This is a genomic window from Filimonas zeae, from assembly GCF_014641615.1.
GTDB lineage: Bacteria > Bacteroidota > Bacteroidia > Chitinophagales > Chitinophagaceae > Filimonas > Filimonas zeae.
Window position 1 is genome coordinate 1,264,242 of record NZ_BMIB01000002.1, and the last position, 23,623, is coordinate 1,287,864.

General features: G+C 46.7%; 16 protein-coding genes. 8 read left to right on the forward strand and 8 right to left on the reverse strand.

Annotated elements, in window-relative coordinates; translation table 11 throughout:
* Positions 1 to 204 precede the first annotated feature (204 nt).
* On the reverse strand, positions 205 to 2,112 hold the full coding sequence (gene dnaK, locus IEY13_RS11840) for a molecular chaperone DnaK (RefSeq protein ID WP_188952199.1): 1,908 nt from the start codon (positions 2,110 to 2,112) through the stop codon (positions 205 to 207).
* Positions 2,113 to 2,242: 130 nt separating this feature from the next.
* On the opposite strand from dnaK, the gene IEY13_RS11845 reads away from it, so the two are divergent.
* Positions 2,243 to 3,565 carry a PQQ-dependent sugar dehydrogenase gene (locus IEY13_RS11845; RefSeq protein ID WP_188952201.1) on the forward strand — a complete coding sequence of 441 codons (1,323 nt, stop codon included), beginning with the start codon at positions 2,243 to 2,245 and terminating at the stop codon, positions 3,563 to 3,565.
* 222 nt (positions 3,566 to 3,787) lie between these two features.
* On the forward strand, positions 3,788 to 6,268 hold the full coding sequence (locus IEY13_RS11850; protein ID WP_188952204.1) for a DUF5686 family protein: 2,481 nt from the start codon (positions 3,788 to 3,790) through the stop codon (positions 6,266 to 6,268).
* A gap of 147 nt (positions 6,269 to 6,415) precedes the next feature.
* Here IEY13_RS11850 and IEY13_RS11855 read toward each other — a convergent pair whose 3' ends face one another.
* Positions 6,416 to 6,931: a GtrA family protein gene (locus IEY13_RS11855; RefSeq protein WP_188952206.1), complete on the reverse strand. Its 516-nt coding sequence runs from the start codon at positions 6,929 to 6,931 to the stop codon at positions 6,416 to 6,418.
* A 74-nt stretch (positions 6,932 to 7,005) separates the two neighbouring features.
* On the opposite strand from IEY13_RS11855, the gene IEY13_RS11860 reads away from it, so the two are divergent.
* Positions 7,006 to 8,952, forward strand: a complete 1,947-nt coding sequence (locus tag IEY13_RS11860; protein WP_188952208.1) for an arginine--tRNA ligase — start codon at positions 7,006 to 7,008, stop codon at positions 8,950 to 8,952.
* Positions 8,953 to 9,025: 73 nt separating this feature from the next.
* On the opposite strand, the gene IEY13_RS11865 is transcribed toward IEY13_RS11860, so the two are convergent.
* Positions 9,026 to 9,604 (reverse strand): hypothetical protein, encoded by a 579-nt coding sequence (locus IEY13_RS11865; RefSeq protein ID WP_188952210.1) that lies wholly within the window; start codon positions 9,602 to 9,604, stop codon positions 9,026 to 9,028.
* A 325-nt stretch (positions 9,605 to 9,929) separates the two neighbouring features.
* On the opposite strand from IEY13_RS11865, the gene IEY13_RS11870 reads away from it, so the two are divergent.
* Entirely contained in the window at positions 9,930 to 11,450 is a 1,521-nt protein-coding gene (locus IEY13_RS11870; RefSeq protein ID WP_188952212.1) for an arginine deiminase family protein, read from the forward strand.
* 23 nt (positions 11,451 to 11,473) lie between these two features.
* On the forward strand, positions 11,474 to 12,370 hold the full coding sequence (ctlX, locus tag IEY13_RS11875; RefSeq protein WP_188952214.1) for a citrulline utilization hydrolase CtlX: 897 nt from the start codon (positions 11,474 to 11,476) through the stop codon (positions 12,368 to 12,370).
* Positions 12,371 to 12,395: 25 nt separating this feature from the next.
* Here ctlX and IEY13_RS11880 read toward each other — a convergent pair whose 3' ends face one another.
* Both IEY13_RS11880 and IEY13_RS11885 read right to left on the reverse strand, forming a co-directional pair.
* On the reverse strand, positions 12,396 to 13,286 hold the full coding sequence (locus tag IEY13_RS11880) for an SDR family oxidoreductase (protein WP_188952216.1): 891 nt from the start codon (positions 13,284 to 13,286) through the stop codon (positions 12,396 to 12,398).
* 8 nt (positions 13,287 to 13,294) lie between these two features.
* Positions 13,295 to 14,980 carry an ABC transporter substrate-binding protein gene (locus IEY13_RS11885; protein WP_188952218.1) on the reverse strand — a complete coding sequence of 562 codons (1,686 nt, stop codon included), beginning with the start codon at positions 14,978 to 14,980 and terminating at the stop codon, positions 13,295 to 13,297.
* Between the two features lie 26 nt (positions 14,981 to 15,006).
* Between IEY13_RS11885 and IEY13_RS11890 the strand changes: the two genes are divergently transcribed.
* On the forward strand, positions 15,007 to 16,671 hold the full coding sequence (locus tag IEY13_RS11890; protein ID WP_188952220.1) for a M1 family metallopeptidase: 1,665 nt from the start codon (positions 15,007 to 15,009) through the stop codon (positions 16,669 to 16,671).
* Between the two features lie 25 nt (positions 16,672 to 16,696).
* Here the strand turns inward: IEY13_RS11890 and IEY13_RS11895 are convergent, their stop codons facing one another.
* Complete coding sequence (locus IEY13_RS11895) at positions 16,697 to 17,410, reverse strand: C40 family peptidase (protein WP_188952222.1); 714 nt, start codon at positions 17,408 to 17,410, stop codon at positions 16,697 to 16,699.
* 146 nt (positions 17,411 to 17,556) lie between these two features.
* Here IEY13_RS11895 and dnaE point away from each other — a divergent pair, with 146 nt between their 5' ends.
* Complete coding sequence (gene dnaE / locus IEY13_RS11900) at positions 17,557 to 21,225, forward strand: DNA polymerase III subunit alpha (protein ID WP_188952224.1); 3,669 nt, start codon at positions 17,557 to 17,559, stop codon at positions 21,223 to 21,225.
* 62 nt (positions 21,226 to 21,287) lie between these two features.
* Positions 21,288 to 22,355: an oxidoreductase gene (locus tag IEY13_RS11905; RefSeq protein WP_188952226.1), complete on the forward strand. Its 1,068-nt coding sequence runs from the start codon at positions 21,288 to 21,290 to the stop codon at positions 22,353 to 22,355.
* Between the two features lie 15 nt (positions 22,356 to 22,370).
* Here the strand turns inward: IEY13_RS11905 and IEY13_RS11910 are convergent, their stop codons facing one another.
* Together IEY13_RS11910 and IEY13_RS11915 are read right to left on the reverse strand one after the other, a co-directional pair.
* Positions 22,371 to 22,781, reverse strand: a complete 411-nt coding sequence (locus IEY13_RS11910) for an EVE domain-containing protein (protein WP_188952228.1) — start codon at positions 22,779 to 22,781, stop codon at positions 22,371 to 22,373.
* 71 nt (positions 22,782 to 22,852) lie between these two features.
* Positions 22,853 to 23,578 (reverse strand): (Fe-S)-binding protein, encoded by a 726-nt coding sequence (locus IEY13_RS11915; RefSeq protein ID WP_188952230.1) that lies wholly within the window; start codon positions 23,576 to 23,578, stop codon positions 22,853 to 22,855.
* Positions 23,579 to 23,623 lie beyond the last annotated feature (45 nt).

Consider the following 23,623-nt stretch of genomic DNA (forward strand, 5'->3'; position numbering starts at 1 on the left):
TGTAAGTTTTCGTCCGATAGTTGTAGCGCCAGATTTTACAACTATAAATTCCCGTTCGATAGTTGTAGAACGAAATCTTACAACTGTAAATTTCCATCCGATAGTTATAAAATTTCGTTCTACAACTTCCCCGATTACCTGGGAAGACATAAAAAAGCGCCCCATAATATTATGGAACGCCTTTTCATTTTATTTAATCCGATGTTATTTTACTTCTTCAAACTCAGCATCGGTAACATGGTCACCTGCATTTTCTGTTGAAGCTTGTGCTCCACCGTTTGCAGGGCCTGCACCTGGAGCTCCGCCTTCCTGTTGTGCCTTGTAAATTTCTTCACTGGCTGCAGTCCATGCAGTATTCAGTTCATTTAAGCCGGCTTCAACACCTGCAATATCCTGAGCTTTATGGGCTGTTTTCAGTTTTTCCAGCGCAGCTTCAATAGGCGCTTTTTTGTCAGCAGGTACTTTATCACCAAAATCTTTCAGTTGCTTTTCAGTCTGGAAGATCATGCTGTCAGCCTGGTTCAGTTTTTCAACTCTGTCGCGGGCTTCTTTGTCAGTTGATTCATTCGCTTTCGCTTCTGCCTTCATCTTTTCAATCTCTTCCTTGCTTAAGCCGCTACCTGCTTCAATACGAATCTTCTGCTCTTTACCGGTGCCTTTGTCTTTTGCACTTACATGCAGCAAACCGTTGGCATCAATATCAAAAGTTACTTCAATCTGAGGCACGCCGCGTGGTGCTGGTGGAATACCATCCAGGTTAAATACACCCAGGCTCTTGTTCTGGTTAGCCATAGGTCTTTCACCCTGTAACACGTGTATCTGTACACCAGGCTGGTTATCGCTGGCAGTAGAGTAAACTTCAGTTTTCTTGGTAGGAATGGTGGTGTTAGAAGGAATCATGGTAGTCATTACACCGCCCATAGTTTCAATACCCAGGCTTAAAGGCGTAACGTCTAACAGTAACACATCTTTCACATCACCGGTTAATACCGCACCCTGAATAGCAGCACCTACGGCAACCACTTCATCGGGGTTAACTCCTCTGTTAGGCTTTTTACCAAAAAACTTCTCAACAATCTCCTGTACTTTAGGTATACGGCTGGAGCCACCTACCAGAATTACTTCGTCAATTTGTGAAGCGCTGTAACCTGCATCTTTCAGGGCAGCTTCACAAGGTCTTAAACATCTTTCAAACAGGCTGTCGGCCAGTTGCTCAAACTTAGCACGGGTCAGCTTTAACACTAAGTGCTTAGGCACACCGTCAATAGCGGTAATGTAAGGCAGGTTAATTTCTGTTTCAGAAGAAGAAGATAGTTCCACCTTCGCTTTTTCAGCTGCTTCTTTCAAACGCTGTAAAGCCATAGGATCTTTACGCAGGTCAACGTTTTCGTCTTTCTTGAATTCGTCAGCCAGCCAGTCCATAATTACTTTATCAAAGTCGTCACCACCTAAGTGAGTATCACCGTTGGTAGATTTTACTTCAAATACACCATCACCCAGGTCCAGGATAGAGATATCGAAGGTACCGCCACCTAAGTCAAACACAGCAATCTTCTGCTCTTTGTCAGCCTTATCCAAACCATACGCCAGCGCTGCTGCGGTAGGTTCGTTTACAATACGGCGTACATTTAAACCCGCAATTTCACCGGCTTCTTTGGTAGCCTGGCGCTGTGCATCGTTAAAGTAAGCAGGCACGGTAATAACCGCTTCAGTTACTTCCTGGCCCAGATAATCTTCTGCAGTCTTCTTCATTTTCTGAAGAATCATGGCAGAAATTTCCTGTGGCGTATATAAACGTCCGTCAATATCTACACGAACGGTGTTGTTATCACCTTTTGCCACTTTGTAGCTCCAATGGCTGATTTCCTCGGTCACTTCGTCGTAACGGCGACCCATAAAACGCTTCGCACTCATGATAGTGTTGTGCGGATTGGTAATGGCCTGACGCTTGGCAGGATCGCCCACCTTGCGTTCTCCGTTTTTAAGAAATGCTACTACTGAAGGGGTAGTGCGACGGCCTTCGTCGTTGGCAATTACCACCGGTTCGTTACCTTCCATTACGGCTACACAACTGTTGGTAGTACCCAGGTCTATTCCAATTATCTTTCCCATATTGATTTAAATTTCCTTGACGATACATTTCTCAATAGTTATGCCATGGCACCAGAAGTGAAAAAATGGCAGTAACCGGGTGGTTGTTATGGCATTGGTATTGTACCACTACAGGCAAAACTGAGGAATTATGAAAATTACCGTTGTGACATTTTGTACTGCCCTGCTCTTCTTTTCCTGCCAATCTGGTAATAACCAACAACAAAACAACGCCGATTCCGCCAAAGCCGATACCGTAAACACCCAAACCGGCCAGATAGATTTACCGGCACCTACCGAAAGTAAAAACCTTTTTTGCAAGGTAACGGGCTGGCCCGACGGGGTAACCCCCAAGGCCCCCAGCGGCTTTGTGGTAACCAAATTTGCGGGCGATTTAAATAATCCGCGCTGGATTTACCAGGCTTCTAACGGAGATATTTTTGTATCGCAGGCCAGTACTGATGCCAATGCCATTAAAAAAGCAGCCGCCAAACTTACCGGCAAAGCCAAATCGCAAAACCTGGGCAACAGCGCTAACACCGTTTTACTATTTCGCGATACTACAAATGATGGCGTTCCTGATGTGCAGGAGGTGTTTCTTTCCGGCCTCGAACAGCCTTTTGGCATGCTGGTTCTGGGTAATAACTTCTACGTGGCCAATACCAATGCCCTGTTACGCTACCCATACAACCCGCAAACCCATAAAATAACGGGCGAGGGCAAAAAGATACTGGACCTGCCCGCAGGTGGCTATAATAACCACTGGACACGTAATATCATTGCCAATGGCAACGGTTCTAAAATATATATTTCCGTGGGCTCCGGCTCTAACGTAGCCGAGCACGGTATAGAAAACGAAATAAGAAGAGCCAATATATTGGAAATAAACCCCGATGGTACCGGCGAGCGTATATATGCCAGTGGACTGCGCAACCCCGTAGGTATGGCATGGGCACCCGGTACGGCAGATCTGTGGACAGCCGTAAATGAGAGAGATGAGCTGGGTGATGAACTGGTACCGGATTACGCCACCTCGGTAAAAGATGGCGGGTTTTACGGCTGGCCTTACAGTTATTTTGGCCAGCATAAAGATGCGCGTATGAATAACGCCCGGGAAGATCTGGTAGCCAAAGCCATTGTACCCGATGTACCGCTGGGCTCACATACCGCCTCTCTGGGATTGGCTTTTTATGATAAAGATGGCTTTCCCGACAAATACAAAAGCGGTGCATTTATAGGTCAGCACGGCTCCTGGAACAGTAGCAAGCTGGTAGGTTACAAAGTGGTGTTTGTGCCTTTTAAAAACGGCAAACCCAGTGGTAAGCCGGAAGATTTTCTTACCGGTTTTATTAATGCAGCCGATGGCGACCATAGCGTATACGGACGCCCCGTAGGCGTAACCGTGCTACAGAATGGCGCTATGATGGTGGCGGATGATGCTTCTAATACATTATGGTATATCCGTAAAAAGTAACCTTTCTATATAAGCGCGGTGTAGAAAGCCCATCCATTGGGGCTTTTCTATACCGCGCTTTCACTTAAACCGGCATTAAAACTGGCCAAAATATCCAGCCAAATGAGTGATTAATCAAAAATTAACATACTTTCATTGCCTACTATTATTCCCTTAAACAGGTAGAGATTGATCAGGCGGCAAAAACATATTCAACCCATTTACAAGCAAGGTCTTACATATTTGCTATCCCTTCTGCTAACCCTTCCTTCACTGGCACAACACGCCTCTTATAGTGGCGTTGTTATTCATGGTTTTACTAAAGATCCGGTATCGTTTGCCAGCGTGCATTGGAAAATAGCAGGCTTTGGTGGCGTTACAGATAGCATTGGCCGTTTTACCATTAAACCTTCCCTGCATAAACAGGATACCTTACTAATCAGCTTTGTAGGCTATAAAGAGGTAAAACTCCCCCACTCCCAACTGGCAGCTAAGCAGCAGGAGTTAATTATTTCTATGGAAACAGCCCCTGTTACAGAAGGTGCGGTGGTAAAAACAAAATTCAACAAAGGCCTGCGCTGGTGGAAGGCGCTGGTGGCGCATAAAAAAGAAAACTCTCCCGCACAGTTCTCCTCTTACTATTGCGAGCTGTATAACAAGCTGGAAATAGACATCAGCAACCTGAAAAAAGAGGAGTTTGATAAAAGAAAGCTACTGAAGCCACTGGCTTTTGTTTGGAACGATGTAGATAGCACCAGCGAGGCAAAGCCATTTTTGCCGGTATTTTTAACCGAATCCCTCTCCGATTATTACAGCACGCCCCACCCCGATAAACAGCGGGAAGAGATAAAAGCCCTGCATACCAGCGGTATTAAAAACGAATCGGTTATGGAATACCTGGGCGGTATGAGCCAGAAAGTAAATACCTATAACGATTATATAACCCTGTTTGGTAAGGAGTTTATTAGCCCTACCAGCAGTTTTGGTGATAAATACTATAATTATAAAGGCGCTGATACCCAGATAATCAATGGCGAAAAATACTTTCACCTGTTGTTTACCCCCCGCCACGATGGCGAAAACGTGTTCAGCGGCGATTGCTGGCTACACAGCACCACCTGGGCATTGCAGAAAATAAGTCTGGAAGCATCTGCCACCGCCAACATCAACTTTGTTACCCGCCTGAATATTTCGCAGGAGTTTACCCGGCTGAACCAGAAACAATGGATTGTAGCAAAGGATAAATTTATTGTAGCGCTATCCCCCTTTAGTAAAGACAAACTTTCTTTTATAGGCCGTAAAACCAGCACTTACCGTAAAGTGCAGGTAAATCAACCTTTTATTGACGACAGACTGGCCCAAAGCAGTAAGCGGGAAGAAGTGATAATACCTGACAGCGCCCACGACCAGAGCAAAACCTTTTGGGCAGAGCAACGCAGCGAACCACTTACCCTGAACGAGCAACACGCCTACCGCCTGATTGATACCCTGCGCGAACTGCCTGCTTTTAAAAAGCTCAGCAATACCGTTACGTTTGTAATAGACGGCCATAAAAAACTGGGCAAAGTAGAAATAGGCCCCTGGTACCGCTGGTTCAGTGGCAATCAGCTGGAAAAGGTACGCCTGCGGTTTGATCTGGGTACTACCGAAGCCTTCAGCAAACATTTACGCTTATACGGCTACCTTGCCTACGGCTGGCGCGATGGTGCCTGGAAAGGCCAGGCCGGCGCTTCTTATAATGTACCCGGCCATGGTGGCTGGAACATCAGCCCTTCGTTTATTCATGATCTGGATAATGGCCGAACGCGCTTTAACGATGAAGATGTGAGCACCGATAACCTTTTTAGCCAGTTGCTGCGCCGCCAGGGTATTAAACAAAAATTTATCCGCACCTCGCAGGCCAGACTGGCCATTACCAAAACCTATCACAACAACTTCTCCATACAGGTAGCAGGTTTACGCAGCGATTTTGAAACTTTTACCCCCCTGCCGCCCAAAGCCATTTTCTCCCTGCGCGATAACGGCGCCGTGGTAAATGCCGAAGCCAGCATAAAACTGCGGTATGCGCCCGGAGAAAAAACCATACGCACCCACCGCAAAGTGCACGCACTAAAAAGCTGGCTGCCGATAACCGAATTAAAATACAGCGCAGCCCGCCCCAATATTATGGGCAGTGAATACCATTATGATAAGCTGTACCTGAACATAAGCCAGAATTTCCGCATTCCCCGCTGGGGCCAGGTATCGTATATGGCTTATGCAGGCCGCATCTGGGGCAAACAGATACCTTTTATGCTGCTGGAAATTCACCCCGGCAACGAAATTTATTATTACAGCAAAGATGCCTTTAACCTCATGAACCGGTTTGAATACGTGAGCGACCGGTTTGCGGGCATTAATCTGGAACATAACTTTGAAAAGAAACTGTTGAACCTGCTGCCTTTTATGCGTAAAACCCGCATGCGCCAGTTCTGGAACGTAAAAGCCACCTGGGGTAACTTGTCGCAACAAAACCGCCAGTTCAACCGTATCGAATACGGTACTTACCACCTGCGCACGCTGAACGGCCAGCGGTACATGGAAGTAGGAACCGGTCTTGATAATATCTACAAGTTCTTCCGTATTGATTTTGTATGGCGCTTTGCACCACCGGTGCGGGTACATCTGCCCGGCAATCAAACACAGCAGTTTGGCATATTCGGAAGCTTTAAGCTACAGTTTTAAACCAGACTCCTATATTTTATACAGCATCTGGTATCGATCATTTTTATTTCGTGGCAAGATTATGCCCACCGGGGTAGCCATTACTCTGCCAGGTCTTATGGCACGTAATTATAGCTGAAGCGTTTAAATATTAGTTATACCAGGTAATTACACCTCCTGATTCAACGTCTTTTTAGTGCGGAAAGAGAAATAACGCTGGCTCACATAGCTGAAAGTAACCACCAGAATGGTATTGAGTATCATAGAAGGTGTGGGATACCAGTGAAACACTTCTACAAAGGTTTTCAGCAATAGATAATTGAGTATAACGGAGCCCAGTACTACCAGCAGGTAGCGAAATAACTGAATACGGCGGCGCAGGTGCGATTCTGGAAATACCACAAACATGCTCAGGTAAAAACCGGAAGGAAAAGTTACCATAAAAGCCAGGGCATAGGCGGCAATATGCGGCTCCATAGCCATACCCAAAGGCAGGTACACCACCTGTTTCTGAAAAAGATAATTGTAGCTGGCGGCAAATATCAACAGGTTCAAAGCAGTATTGCCACCACCGCAAACCGCATAACGGAAGGTTTGCAATGGCATCACCCTTTTAAACAACGGGTAGAAAAAATCGATCACCCGCAGGATGAATGCTTTGATATTTTCGTGCAATTGCCTCATAAACGCGCGTGAAGGTAAGGCAATTTTCAACCTGTCGTTTTACATGCTTATTTTTGCCGGCCAAATAATACCTCATGAGCATAGCAGCGCAGATAAAACAGGCGGCGGCAGCAGCCATTACCCAGTTATACGGTGTAACTGTAGAAGAAAAAGACGTTACCATTAATGCCACCAAACCTGAATTTACCGGCGACTACACTATTGTTCTGTTTGGGTTTGTAAAGCAACTGAAAAAATCGCCTGACGAGCTGGGCCAGCAACTGGGTACTTACCTGGTAGAAAACAATCCTCATTTGTTTACGGCTTTCAATGTTATCAAAGGCTTTTTAAACCTGGAAGTAGCCGCCAGCTGGTGGCTGCAATTTCTGCAACAGCAATATAATAACCCATCTTACGGCTTTCAGCCGCAAACGGGCAAAAAGGTAATGGTGGAATATTCCTCCCCCAATACCAATAAACCCCTGCACCTGGGGCACCTGCGTAACAACTTTCTGGGCTGGAGCATTGCCGAAATACTAAAAGCCAACGGACAGGAAGTAATTAAAACCTGCGTGGTAAACGACCGTGGCATTCATATTTGTAAAAGCATGATTGCCTGGCAGCTGTTTGGCAATGGCGAAACGCCGGAAAGTACGGGTAAAAAAGGCGATCACCTGGTAGGCCATTATTACGTACTGTTTAACGATGAACTGAAAAAGCAAACCAAAACCTTACTGGCCGCTTTTGAGCAGGGCGATAAAAGTGCCTTTACCGAAGCTGAGTTACAGCAGATAGCTAAACACCGGGCAAAAATAGCAGAGCTGGAAGGCATACTGCAACAGGTTCCGGCAGATCAGATGGCTAAAAAAGGCGACTCGCTGAAGGAAAAGATCAAAAGCGAAAACGAAGAAATTACCGATATAGCAGCTAATGCCACCCCGGTAATGAAAGCCACCAAGCAAATGCTGCTGGATTGGGAAAACGGTGTACCTGAAGTTATTGACCTGTGGAAACGCATGAATGGCTGGGTATACAAAGGCTTTGACGCCACCTACCAGCGTATTGGCAGCGATTTTCAGAAAACCTATTATGAAAGCAATACCTACCTGCTGGGTAAAGACCTGGTGGAAGAAGGCCTGAAAAAAGGCGTATTCTTTCAAAAAGAAGACAGCAGTGTATGGATTGACCTTACCGCCGATGGCCTGGACGAAAAGCTGGTGAGAAGAAAAGATGGCACCTCTGTTTATATTACCCAGGATATTGGCCTGGCCGAACTGAAACAGAAAGAATACGGCGCAGAACAAAGCATTTATGTGGTAGGTGATGAACAAAACTATCACTTTAGAGTGCTGAAACTGATTTGCCAGAAACTGGGCTTACCTTCTGCGGATGGTATTTATCACCTGAGCTATGGTATGGTGGAACTGCCAACCGGTAAAATGAAAAGCCGGGAAGGTACCGTGGTCGATGCGGATGATCTTGTGGCAAGTCTGATAGATACCAGCAAAGAAATCACCATGCAAAAGCTTACCGAAATAGGCAAGCTAGGTGATTTTACACAGGAAGAGTTGGATAACCTGTTTGAGATGATTGGCCTTGCGGGCCTGAAATTCTTCCTGCTTAGGGTAGATCCTAAGAAAAAAATGATCTTTAACCCGGAAGAAAGTATAGATGTACATGGCTTTACTGGTCCGTTTGTACAATATACACATGCCCGCATTAAAAGCGTTCTTCGCAATTTTGGAGTAGCGGGCAGTCATTCTGCCTCCACTTTGCTCCCTATGGAAAAAGGCCTGCTTATTCAGCTGGAACAGTTCCCAGCCACCATTGCAGAGGCGGCAGCAGAGCATGATCCATCTAAAGTAGCTATATACGTATTCAACCTGGCGCAGTTATTTAACTCATTCTTCAGCGAGCTTTCAATAGGTAATGCCGAGAGTCAGGAGAAAAAAGACCTTCGTTTACAGTTATCACAGTTTGTAGCACAAACCATACACAACGCCATGCAGTTACTGGGTATCCGCGTACCAGAACGCATGTAGTAATAAAACACATTCAAAAGCGGGCTACCCAAAAGGTAGCCCGCTTTTGTTTATAGCTGAAAAACCAAAATTCTTAACGCTGGTCCTTAACAGCCGCTCTGATTCTGCTGGTAGGCAGGTAAATCTGAAAACCTACGTTCAGGCTCAGTACATTAGTGGTAACTGCATCGCCAAAACCAATAATGCCATTGTATTTCAGCATGGTTTCCAAACCTATGTTAGGCGTAATAAAATAGGCAATACCTGGTCCAAAGCCCAGCCCTAAGCCGTTGGTGCTTCCACCGCTGGCAGGGTTATTACCTTCAATACCTACGGTACCTTCTACAAAAAAGCGGGAGTGTTTAAGCAGGTTCACGCTTTCATCGTTTACATAATAACGGCCCAGCGCACCAACACCATAGCCTACATCGCTTCCACCATAATCTTTGGCAGTGTACAGGTTAAAGTTTACATAGGCACCAATGGCTACATTGTCTTTAATAAACCAGGCAGCTTTAGGGGTAAGGTCAAAACTGAACTGTTTAGCACTGTTCAATCCCAGTTGCAGGTTGGCCAGGTTACCGCCCACCATTACATTACCTTTTTGAATCTGGGCCTTAACACCCATAACAGACAAGAGCACAAACGCAGAAAGGAGTAACTTTCTTTTCATAATTGTTTTCATTTATACGGTTAAAAACTCACTACGGTAACAGTAGAAAAGGCACAAGGTTCACCCGCCCGTCAAAAAACATCCGGTTTTTAGCGGGTATCTAACTGGTTCATTTGTAACCAATATGCTATATTGCAGTATGTTTAAGGCTAAACATATCATTCCTTTTCTGCTGCTCGCCTACTTCCTCAATCTGATTTCTTCGGCAGATGGCGGCGGTTCTCCGGACTACTGATACGGCTGTACCTGTTCTCTGTAACAGGTAGTAATACTTTATTGCCTGTTTCCTGCACACCCGTTTATTCATGTATTAAAACAGATCCGTATGTCGTCTGCCCAACAGTCATTGTATGTAGAAACAGAATTAGGCGCGCTGCGCAAACTATTAATTCATAGTCCCGATGGAGGCATCGGTAAAATTATACCCAGCACTTTTCAGGATAACCTGTACGATGATATTGTACACCTGAAAAAGATGCAGAAAGAATACAACCATTACGTAAAGCTGCTGCTGTACTTTCTGGACCCTGAAAAGGTGGCTTATATAAACAACTGCCAGCAAAGTGCCAGTGAAGAAGTACAGGCCAACTGCTTTATACCCGGTAAAAAAGAATACTTCAATTCAAACAAAGTACTGGAAGCCCAGAACCTGCTGGAAGAAATAGTAAAAGATGAAAAGGTAAAGCTGCGCCTTATCTCTGCTATTTGTTCTTATGAAGAAAGCAGCCTGAGCATACAGCAAAAGCTGGAAGCCATACAAAACCCGGCACTGCTGGCCAAAATCATCATCACCGGTATATTACCTGCCGCGGAAAACGGAACAGGAGAAGATCAGTATATCTTCCCCCCTATTCCCAACTTTATATTTACGCGGGATATTGGCATTATGCTGAAAGATCATATTCTGCTCAGCCGCATGGCTACCAGTGCGCGCAAACGCGAATCGCTTATTACCAAATTTCTGGCGCTGTATTACTTTTTTAAAGACACACCGGAGAAAGTAATTGAAATTATTGAAGAAAGCGACTTCTTCCTGTACGAAGAGCAGGAAAGGCGCCAGCGCATTATTACCATTGAAGGGGGTGATATTATGATGACGCACCCGCGCCACCTGGTGGTAGGTTGCAGCGAGCGTACTTCTTCCAACGCCGTTAATGAAATCATCCATACACTGTTCAGCCGCGAAGAGCTGGGTATTGAAAAAATATCGGTGGTTAAAATACCACGCAAGCGTGCACAAATGCACATTGATACCATCTTTACCCAGGTAAAACGGAACGTATGGGTACTGTACGGCCGCTACTCTGAAAAGATTATGGAGGCGGAAAACAACATTAAAAAGTCTTACCTGGATAGGTTGGCACACCGTGCTGATGCAGAGAAAGAAGAAGCACCGGAGATACTGCAATTCTTTAAAAAAGCATCAGAACCTTATCAGCGTAATAAAGACTATAGCTGCCCCAACAACCCCACAGGCATAGAATCGTTACTGGTGCAGATAAGCACACAGGATTACGGCTGCAAACCAGAGGACGTAAAAATTATCTACAGTGGCGGTAACGACTTTCCGCATGATGATCGTGAGCAATGGACAGACTCCTGTAACGTGGTAGCCCTGAAAGAAGGCGTGGTAATAGGTTACGACCGTAACGATAAAACCTCAGAAGCTTTCCGCGGGGCCGGTTTTCAGATAATGACTACCGAACAGGCATTTACGTTGTTTGAAAGCGGTGTACAACCACAGTCGCTGGAAAACACACTGATACTGCTGCCATCGGCGGAATTATCACGCGCCCGCGGCGGCTCACATTGTATGAGTATGCCCTTACTGAGAGATAAGCTATAGTTCTTTACCCTAATTATACTATCATGCAATTTACCGATCACCTTTTAATGATACGCCCCGTTCAGTTCACCTTTAACGAGCAAACGGCGGTAAACAATGCCTTTCAGCAAGCCGGTCACCAGGCAGATGCACAAGCCAAAGCCCTGGCCGAATTTGACAATTTTGTACACCTGCTGCGTGAGAACGGAGTAAGGGTTACCATTATTAACGATACCCCGGAACCACATACACCGGATTCTATTTTTCCCAATAACTGGATTTCTTTTCACGAAGAGCGTATTTGCTTATACCCCATGTATGCCGCCAACAGACGGCAGGAAAGAAACCCCGCTATTATTGCGCAAATACTGGAAGAGAGTGGCCCGCTGCCTGTACTCGACTTTTCATATTACGAAAAGGAAAACCTGTTTCTGGAAGGTACCGGCAGCATGGTACTGGATCGTATAGCCCGTAAAGCCTATGCCTGCCTATCGCCCCGGACAGATGAAAACGTGTTACATATTTTTGGCGAGCAGATGAACTATACGCCGGTAGTATTCCACGCGGTAGATGAAAACAACCAGGACATTTACCACACCAACGTGGTAATGTGTATTGCTGATAATTACGCGGTGGTATGCCTGGACGCCATTGTTGATGCTACAGAAAAAGCAGCAGTAACTGCCTCTCTGCAAAACGATGGTAAAGAAATAATACCCATAAGCTGGCAACAGATGAACCACTTTGCCGGTAACATGCTACAGGTACAAAGCACGCAGGCAGAGCGGCTGCTGGTAATGAGTACACAGGCATGGACCTCGTTAAACCCACAGCAGCAGCAGCAATTACAGCAATATAACAGAGTAATACACGCACCACTGGATACTATTGAAACCAATGGTGGCGGCAGCGCACGTTGTATGCTGGCAGAAGTTTTTTAATATAGTAAGGCCCTAGCCTGTTTGCTTATGCAGACAGGCTTTCTTTTATCCCTGCGGCAAAGCCCACCGGCGCAAACGCCAACTCCTGCTCCGCCTTGCGTATAATCAGCCCTGCTTTCTTCGCACGTTGTACAATCTCCGGAAAGGTATCTGCTGTAACAGGTGTTATTACAGCGCTATCCAGTTGTAATTCGTTGGCCACAGCAAGCGCCATCTGGTAAGGCGTTATTTCTTCCTTGCCCGACAAATGATAAATGCCGTTTTTTTGTAACCGCGCTATGGCTTCCAGCCCCTGGCAAATATCTCCCACATACGTAGGTGTGCGCAGCTGATCGTTTACCACTTTTATAGGCTTACCCTGCTCCAGGCTTTGCCTTACCCACTGCACAAAACCACCACGCAATCCTTCCCATACCGCACCGTACATAAATACCGGGCGTATAATAGCATAGTGCTTCATTGCGGAGGCTACCAGTTGCTCAGATTGCAACTTGCTTTCCCCGTAAAAGTTCAGCGGTGCAGGGGTAACCGTTTCATCATGTGGGCCATTATCGGGCAGCACAAAATCGGTAGATACGTATATAAAATGAACAGGCTTGTTCAGGCTGTTGGCAGCATCCGTTAAATAGCGTGTTACCTCTACGTTGTGCAACAAACAGGCTTCGCGCTGTACGTGGCATTCATCGGGCTTGCTCATGGCAGCAGAATGTATAATTACATCGGGCTGTGTCTGCTGCACCAGGGCATGCACTTCTGTGGCGTTGGTTAAGTCTGCCGCAGCATACTTTTGCACAAAGGTAGCCGGCAAACGGCTGTTGCCGCGGCCTGTGGCTATTACCTCATGCCCTGCCTGTTGCAGGTACAGGCAAAGATGCTGCCCTAAAAATCCGTTAGCTCCGGTAACAAGTATTTTCATGTGTTTAGTTAAGAGGGGTTTTGTATGTACACCCTGCGTAGTTCCAGCAGATTCAGGGCGTTGGGTTGCATGTTGTGTACATCGGGGTTTACCAGATGAATTACCATATCATAAAACAAAGGCACCACCGGCGCATCGTCAATCACCAACTGATCCATCTGGCGGTACAATATATACCGCAGCGAATCGTTGGTTTCCCGCAGTGCCGCTTCGTACAGGCGGTCAAAGGCAGGGTTCTTATAACGGGTATAATTGGGTGGCGCGGGGTTTTTACTGTAAAACAGCGTCATAAAGTTTTCCGCATCAGGATAGTCCGCTATCCAGCTACCCCGGAAAAACAAAGCATTGGAATGCGAAGTCAATTCCAGCAACAGGCTTTTCTGCACCACTTCAACCTGCACGTTAATGCCTACCTCATCCAGCTCGCGGGCCACAAAGCTGGCCATATCAGCATATACCGGAATAGTAAGCAGTTTGGTTACCGGCCAGGTGGCTGCATTGCCCAGGCCTGCCTGTTTCAGCAGCTCGCGGGCTTTGGCCGGGTTATACGGATAGCCTTTAACCAACTGCTCATTTTGCGAAGGCAATCCCCCGGGTACCATGCCCGCTTCTGCCGGCAAGCCTATAGAATTGCGCAGGTACATCATCAGCTTGCGCCGGTCAATAGCGTAGTTAATAGCCTGCCGTATGGCCTTGCTGCGCAGGGGCGAACCTTTCAGCAGCGGGTTCTCTTCATCCGTTAAAATGCCAAAGTATTCTGTGGCCAGGTAGGCATGTTTATGCAATAGTATCTTATCCTTCCACTGCGGCCGCAGGGTGCCTGTTTTGGTAAGCACTTCATCTTTAAAAGAGGGTTCTATATCATTGATAAAACTTAAGCGCCCCTGTCTGAATTGCAGAAACTCGGTAGCGCGGTTATCGTAAAAACTCACATGCACCGCATCCAGATAAGGCAGCTGTTTACCAATGCTATCCTTTTCCCAATACTGCGGGTTCTTTTCCAGCACCAGCGATTGCCCTTCTACCCAAAACTTAAACCGGAACGGGCCTGTACCACAGGGGTGGCGGCGAAAGTCACGGCCGTAATGGTCTACCACCTCGCGCGGTATTACGCTGCAATACTGCATACTCAGTATACCCAGTATAGGGTGGAAAGGTTGCAGCAAACGCAGGCAGAAAGTACTATCATCCACAGCAGTAAAACCCTGCTCCGCAATGCGGTTGTTAAATATCCAGGCACCACTGCTGGCGGTGGTTTTATCTGTAATACGTTGCAGGCTGTACACCACATCCTGCGCCGTCATTCTGCGCCCACGGCCACCGGCAAACACTTCATTGTCGTGAAAAAATACATCCTGCCGCAGATGGAAAGTGTATAGTAACCGATCGGGGCTTATATCCCAGCGTAACGCCAGCGAAGGGGCAATGCTGCCATTGCTGTCTACCTCAACAAGTGTATTATACAACTGATGGGTAGCCCACATAATACTCTGGTTTTTGGCAAAAGCCGGGTCCAGGGTAGCTATGCCGGTAGCCTCGTTGTAAAAGAATACCTGCTTATTGGTAGCATCGCCACCTTTACAGCCAGCCAGCAAAAGGCATAAACACCAGATACAGGCAAGGCAGGTGCTTTTGCTACCTGTAAGTATTACACCCCACCGCTTTGCCCCTGTAAATGCCTGCACTCCTTTCATTATATCGAATATCCTATTTTTAGTGTATGAAACGCTTATTTTCTGCTCTGTTTTTACTTACCGCTTCTATTACCCAGGCGCAACTGATGACTGATAAACCTGCCGGTACACATGCCGATTCGTTACGCGGCTCGCTCAACGCCGAAAGAACCTGGTGGGATGTGCAGCATTACGCCATTTCCGTACAGCCCGATATAAAAGAACAAACCATCAGCGGTAAAAACACAATACGTTACAAAGTAGTCAGCGACAGTTACCCTGCTTTTATGCAGATTGACCTGCAGGAGCCTATGTTAATTGACAGTGTGCTGTTTGGCAACAGCCGCCGCCCCATGCGTTTTACCCGCGAAGGCAATGCCTGGCATGTACAGGCCCCCAAACAGGTGCTCAACAGCACCGGAGAAATTACCGTTTACTTCCACGGCACACCCCGCAAAGCCGTAACCCCGCCGTGGGATGGTGGCTGGATATGGTCGCGCGATGCCAAAGGCAACCCCTGGATAACCGTTGCCTGCCAGGGTTTGGGTGCCAGCGTTTGGTACCCTTGTAAAGACCATCAGAGCGACGAACCCGATGCAGGTGCTGATCTCAACATTACCGTACCCGATGCACTGGTAGCCGTAGGCAATGGCAGGCTGGCAGGCAAGCAAAGCAGCAATGGCCTTACCACCTGGCAGTGGCAGGTAGTAAACCCTATTAACAACTACAACCTTATACCCTACATTGGTAAATACGAAAACTATACTAATACCCTGCAAGGCGCTAAAGGCACACTGGACCTGAGCTATTGGGCGCTGGATTATGATATGCCCAAAGCAAAAGAACAATACCAGCAGGTAAAACTGATGCTACGCGCTTTTGAATACTGGTTTGGCGCCTACCCGTTTTATGAGGATGGCTATAAGATTATACAAACCCCACACCTGGGCATGGAACACCAGAGCGCTATTGCCTATGGCAACAAGTTTAAAAACGGCTACCTGGGCGGCGATTTAAGCGGTACGGGCTGGGGCTTGAAATGGGACTTTATTATCGTTCACGAAAGCGGGCATGAGTGGTTTGCCAACAACATTACCTCTAAGGATATAGCAGATATGTGGATTCATGAAAGCTTTACCAACTACAGCGAAACACTGTTTACAGAATACTATTATGGCAAAGAAGCCGGTACAGATTATTGCCTGGGCACCCGTAAAAAAATAGTGAACGATAAACCCATCATAGGCCCCTATGGCGTTAACCAGGAAGGCAGTGGCGATATGTATTACAAAGGCGGTAATCTTATTCACACCATACGCCATTGTATACATAACGATACGTTGTTCCGCAGCATACTCACCGGCTTAAACACCACCTTTTACCACCAAACAGTTACTACACAGCAGGTAGAAGATTACATAAGTACACGCGCAGGTTTTTCGCTGGCTAAAGTGTTTCATCAGTATCTGCGTACCACAGCTATTCCGGAGCTGGAATATTATCAGAAAGGCAACCAATTCCACTATCGTTGGAACAATTGCGTAACCGGGTTTGATATGCCACTGGTACTGGATAATGGCAAAGCCACCTTGCAGCTGAAGCCCACCAAAAGCTGGCAATCAGTAACGTTGCAGGCAAATCAGCAGGCATTAACGGTACCTGATTTTATTACGCGGTATTATTACGTAACTGTGCAAAAGAGAAAGCCATAACCTCTGTCGAAGCATAAATGCAACCTTACTTTCTGGAAACTCTGCCCGCACCACGGTAGCGGGGTTTCCAGTAGGCATCGTTCAGGTCGCTCACCATTACACCGTTACTGGTAGAAGCGTGTACAAACTTATTGTTGAAGAGATAAATACCTACGTGCGATATTTTACGGCCGGAGGTATGGAAAAACACATAATCCCCTTCCTTCAGGTCTTCCATATCAATTCGGTTGCTCTGGTCGTACTGCTCCTGCGCAGTGCGGGGTACCGTAGCACCATACACATCGCGCATTACCGCCAGGGTAAAGCCGGAACAATCCACACAATTTTGTGTGTTGCCGCCTAAACAATAGCGGGTACCCCACCACTGGTCCAGCGAGCGCAGCAGCGCCATATTGGTCAGCTTTTCTACCGAGGCGTCCAGTATAATGGCAAACTTCAGTTGCAGCCATTCTGCCCGCTCTATATTCATTCCGGTAGCCGGCACATCATCTTCCGGCTGGTATAGCTTACCTTTTTTGCCACCGCTGGAGGCATGTTTAGAAGTTACCACCGAACCGGGTTTTACCTCAATATCATCTATAAACCTGCCATCGCCAGAGCGCGTACGGGTACTGCTCTTACCGGTTTTGGTTGTGGAATGGTCTTTCGCACCTATATTTTTAATGCTTTTACAGCTGGCAACAGAAGCCAGTGTTAAACAAGCACATATTACATTTCTGCATCTATATAATAGTAACATCGCTGCAATATAGCCCCCCGTTTTTTACACGTAACATTTATATGCCTCTTTTTTGCTTTTCGTTAAGAAATAGAAATCACAACCGGCACGCATAATGTGGATTTCTTCACCTTTTCCAGACAATATTTTTAGCCGAAATTTGCAGCATGTGCCAATTCTCTCACTTACACGTACACACGCAGTTCTCTTTGCTGGATGGAGCTGCTTCTATTGATAGCCTTTATAAAAAAGCCGCCAAAGACAATATGCCCGGCCTTGCTATTACCGACCACGGTAATATGTTTGGGGTGTTTGACTTTGTAAACCAGGCATGGAAAAATACCCGGGTTATAGGTAAGGATGAAAAAGGTAAAGACATTACCGAGCCGGTGGTAAAGCCTATTGTGGGTTGCGAGTTTTATGTGGTGGAAGACCGTTTTCGTAAATCGTTCTCTAAAGAGCAGCGCGATGAGCGTTTTCATCAGGTGCTGCTGGCTAAAAACAAACAGGGTTACCAGAACCTGGTTAAACTTACCTCCGCAGGTTTTATTGAGGGTATGTATAGCAAATACCCGCGTATTGATAAAAGCCTGATTGTAAAATACCATGAAGGGCTGATTGCCACCACCTGCTGTATAGGTGCCTCTGTTCCGCAAGCCATTTTGTATAAAAGTGAAGAAGAAGCAGAAAAAGAGTTTCAGTGGTGGTTAGACCTGTTTGGGGAGGACTTTATTATTGAAATTCAGCGTCACGAAATAAAAGAGCAGGAGAAGATCAACTACACCCTGCTGCAGTACGCTAAAAAATACAATGTACCGGTTATTGCCACCAACGATAGCCACTATACCGACCAGGAAGATTACAACGCCCACGACATTCTGTTGTGTATAAACACCGGCGAAAAAAAGAGTACACCGGGTTTTGACGACTTTGTAAACGATGATACGCAGGTAAAAAACCGCCGTTTTAAATTCCCGAACGATCAGTTCTATTTTAAAACCACTGAAGAGATGAAAAAGCTGTTCAGTGATGTGCCGGAGTCTATTGACAATACCAACATGATTGTAGACAAGGTGGAGGTACTGAACCTGAAAAAGGACATCCTGCTGCCTGCCTTCCCGCTACCTAAAGAGTTTATTACCGGTGATGATGCCAACCTGAACCAGTGGAACTTTCTGCACTATCTTACCTACGAGGGTGCCAGAGAACGCTATGGTGAAATTGAAGAGCATGTACGCGAGCGTCTGGACTTTGAGCTGTTCACCATTAAAACCATGGGGTTTGCGGGTTACTTCCTTATCGTATCGGACTTTATTAAGGCCGGGCGCGATCTGGGGGTATTCATAGGGCCCGGTCGTGGTTCGGCTGCCGGTAGTGCGGTGGCCTATTGTATTGGTATTACCAATATCGACCCCATTAAGTACAACCTGCTGTTCGAACGTTTTCTGAACCCCGACCGTAAGTCGATGCCGGATATTGATACGGACTTCGATGATGAAGGCCGGCAAAAGGTTATCAACTACGTAGTTGATAAATACGGTAAAAATCAGGTAGCCCAGATTATTACCTATGGTACCATGGCCGCCAAAATGAGTATCAAGGATGTGGCGCGTGCTATGGACCTGCCGCTGGCAGAATCTAACGCACTGGCTAAAATGGTACCTGATAAACCGGGTATTGAATTAGGCCGTGTGTTACAGGCGCCACTTACTGCTAAAGACGGCCCCAAATCGCTGGAAGAAAAAGACGGTATTGGCCCTGACGATATAGAAAACGTAAAACGACTGCGCGAGGTATACCACGGCAACGATATGCGCGCAGAGGTGCTGCACGAAGCAGAAAGGCTGGAAGGCTCTGTACGTAACACCGGCATACACGCGGCAGGTATCATCATTGCCCCCAGAGACCTTACAGATCTGTTGCCGGTATCCACCGCCAAAGACTCCGACCTCTGGGTTACGCAGTTTGAAGGAAGTATTATTGAAGATGCCGGTGTAATCAAGATGGACTTTCTGGGCTTGAAAACCCTCTCCATCATCAAAACCACACTGGATCTGATTAAGCAGAACCACAATATTGAGATAACGATAGATGATGTTCCGCTGGATGATGAACTCACCTACGATCTGTATCAGAAAGGCGAAACCAACGCTACGTTTCAGTTTGAAAGTGTGGGTATGCAAAAATACCTGCGCGAACTGAAGCCGGATAAGTTTGCGGATCTCATTGCCATGAACGCCTTGTACCGTCCCGGCCCAATTGCGTACATCCCCAACTTTATCGACCGTAAACACGGGCGTGAGGTAATTACCTATGACCTTGCTGACATGGAAGGCGATCTGGCCGATACCTACGGTATTACCGTATATCAGGAACAGGTGATGCTGCTGTCGCAGAAACTCGCAGGCTTTTCCAAAGGGGATGCGGACGTACTGCGTAAAGCCATGGGTAAGAAACAGAAGGCCGTACTGGATAAAATGAAAACCCAGTTTATTAAAGGGGCGGTAGAAAAAGGCCACCCCGAAGAAGTACTGGATAAAGTATGGACCGACTGGGAAGCGTTTGCCCAGTACGCGTTTAACAAATCGCACTCTACCTGTTACGCCTTCGTGGCCTACCAGACTGCGTACCTGAAAGCCCACTACCCTGCGGAATATATGTCCGGCGTACTTAACCACGCAGGTAGTATTGAAAAAATCACCTTCTTTATGGAAGAGTGTAAACGTATGGGCATTACCGTGTTGGGTCCGGATATCAACGAATCTAAAAAAGGCTTCTCCCCTAACCGCCGTGGTGAAATACGTTTTGGTTTAGGTGGTTTGAAAGGCGTGGGTGAAGCAGCCATTGAAAATATTATTGAAGAGCGCAACAACGGCGAGTATAAAGACATTTTCGACTTTATCAAGCGTGTTAACCAGCGTACCGTTAACAAAAAATCACTGGAAAGTCTGGTCTACTCCGGCACCTTTGATTGCTTTAAAGATATGCACCGTGGTCAGTTCTTCTTCATTCCTAAAGATGATACCAAGAACAACCTGGAGCGTATTGTACTGTTCGGCAACCAGTACCAGGCCAACCTGAACCAGAGCAACAACAGCCTCTTTGGCGATTCGGTAATGCAGGAAATTCCGCCGCCGAAAATGACGCCGTGTGAGGAATGGACACTGACCGAAAAACTGGAACATGAAAAAGATGTAACCGGTATCTATATCAGCGGCCACCCGTTAGATCACTTCCGTTTTGAACTGAAGCACTATGGCATTACTTCACTGGCAGACTTTAATGAAGTGAAGGATTCCACTACGCTGCAGGCTGCGGTGGGCAGCCGTAACTTCCGCCTGGCGGGTCTGGTAATTGATGCGCAGCACCGCGTTACCAAAACAGGGCGCAACTTTGGCATCCTTGCCATTGAAGACCTTACCGGCAGAACGGAAATGATGCTGTGGAGCGATGACTATGTTAAGTATCAGAACTACATGGAGAAGGGCAAGAACATTCTCATCAACGGCTCTTACAAACAACGCTTTAACTCCGGTACGTATGAGTTTAAGGTAACCAGCCTTACCCTGCTGGAAACACTGAAACAAAACCTTACCAGGCAGATAGAGCTGTCTATGCATCCTTCCGCGGTATCGGAAGAGTTTGTAACCTTCCTGGAGAAAAACGTAAACGCCAACCCCGGAAACTCTACCATCCGGTTTACTATTAATGAGCCAAAAGAGAATATCAAAATTGGCCTGTATAGTATGGAAAAAGGGTTTCAGATGAATGATGAACTGGCTATTTACCTGATGGATAACCCGGATGTAGATGTTACCGTAGGCTTAACAGGTTAATACATAGCGCATTGTAATCTGTGCATGATTATTGGTAACAGAACAGCCGTAAAACAACACGCATGAGCAGAGTAATAAAAACAGGACTGGTAGGGTATGGTATGGCGGCACAGGTTATGCACGCACCTTTTTTATATACTTCTCCTCAATACGAAGTGGTAACCGTGCTGGAACGCCACCGGGAAGCATCTAAAGCCTTGTTTCCCGCAGTACAGGTAGCCCGCACACTGGAAGAGTTGCTGGCTACCGATGTGGAACTGGTAGTAATTACCACGCCTAACGAAACCCATGTACCATATACGTTACAGGCACTGGCTGCCGGTAAGCATGTGGTACTGGAAAAGCCTTTTACCGTTACCTCCGCAGATGCACAATTACTGATTGATGCGGCTAAAAAGGCAGACCGGGTGCTGAGTGTATTTCATAACAGAAGGTATGTGGCAGACTTTTTAACCATGCGCCAGGTATTGCAGCAGCAACTGCTGGGAGATGTACATGAGTTTGAAGCCCATTACGACCGCTACCGACCCGATCCCAAACCCAATGCCTGGCGTGAGGAGAATATACCGGGCAGTGGTGTGCTGTACGATCTGGGCCCGCATCTGATAGATCAGGCTTTATGCCTGTTTGGATTACCTAAACATATTTATGCCGATATACGTAAACAACGCCCACACTCCGTAGTAGACGATTACTTTGAACTGCAACTGGACTACGGCTTTACCAAAGTAGTACTGAAAGCAGGCATGCTGGTACGCGAGCCCGGTGCACGTTATGTTATTCACGGTACTGCCGGTTCATTCATCAAATATGGAGAAGACCCTCAGGAGGCCATTCTGAAAACCGGTCAGCTGCCTACAGCATCAGACTGGGGCTCTGAGCCGATGGATGCATACGGTCTGCTGCACACCACAGTAAACGGAAAAGAGTTTAAAGATAAATATCCATCCCTGCGTGGCAACTTTGGTTTATACTACCAGCATTTGCATGATACACTGGTAAATGGCAAGCCTCTCTGCGAAAGGCCGGAGCATGGTTTTAATACTATCCGGCTGATAGAGCTGGCGCAAGAGAGCAGCCGGTTAAAAGCGGCTGTGGCATGCGGGGGGTTAAAGGATGTAGCGTATTAAAGAAAATGGCCGGAGTTAAAACCCGGCCATTTCTTCTATTACACCCCATTCCTCCACGCTAACGGGAGAAACGGATAATCTTCCCTGTTTTATCAGGCCCAGCTTTTCCAGCCGTATATCTGCCTTCATCTGCGCCAGCGTTACCGGCTTAGGCAGCTTTTTTACGGGCTTTAAATCTACCACCACCCAGTTAGTATCTTCTGTGGTAGGGTCCTGGTAGGCTTCCTTTACCACTTTGGCAATGCCTACAATTTCCAGTCCTTCATTGCTGTGGTACCAGAATACCAGATCGCCTTTTTTCATGGCGCGCAGGTTGTTGCGGGCCTGGTAGTTACGCACACCATCCCAAAAGGTTTGTCCGTCTTTTACAAACTGGTCCCAGCTGTATTTAAAAGGTTCTGATTTTACTAACCAGTAAGAAGCCATCGCTATTCTATTTTTAAACTAACCACTTTATTAATAACTCCCAACATCAAACTAACAACTCCCCACTCTCTCTACTCTTCCCAGCCATTGGCCAGTACATCGGCCAGGTGTAACACCTTTAAGTTGCGGCCTTTGTTTTTAATGCAACCATCCAGGTGCATCAGACAACTCATATCTGTGCTGATGAGGTATTGTGCTTCGGTATTAGCGGCGTTGGTAATCTTCTGATCGCCCATGGCAACGCTGATAGGTTCAAACTTAACAGCAAAGGTGCCGCCAAAACCGCAACAGGTTTCCACGTCGTTCATCTCTACCAATTCCAGCCCTTTTACCTTACTCAGCAGCTGCCGTGGCTCCTGCTTAATACGGCATTCGCGCAGGGCGGCGCAGCTATCGTGATAAGTGGCTTTGCCTTGCAGCTTTGCGCCAAAATCATCTTTACCCAATACCTTTATCAGAAACTCAGAAAGTTCGTAGGTACGATCGCTCAGGTGTTTCACCTCGTTGTGTACAGATGAGTTTTCAAACAGCTTCTGGTAGTAGTTGCGTACAAAACCTACGCAGCTGGCACTGGGTGCCACAATGTATTCCGCGCCTTCAAAGTCTTTCAGAAACTTGCTGCATACGGCGCGTGCCTCATCATGAAAACCGGCGTTGAACGCGGGCTGGCCGCAACAGGTTTGATTGCCATTATATTGAACCGTACAGCCTGCTTTCTCCAGCACCTTTACCATGTTAAAAGCCACATCGGGGTAAAGCTGATCAACAAAACACGGAACAAAAATCTGTACAGTCATGGTATCCATTCAAAAGTCAAAAATCAAAAGTCAAAAATGACAGTG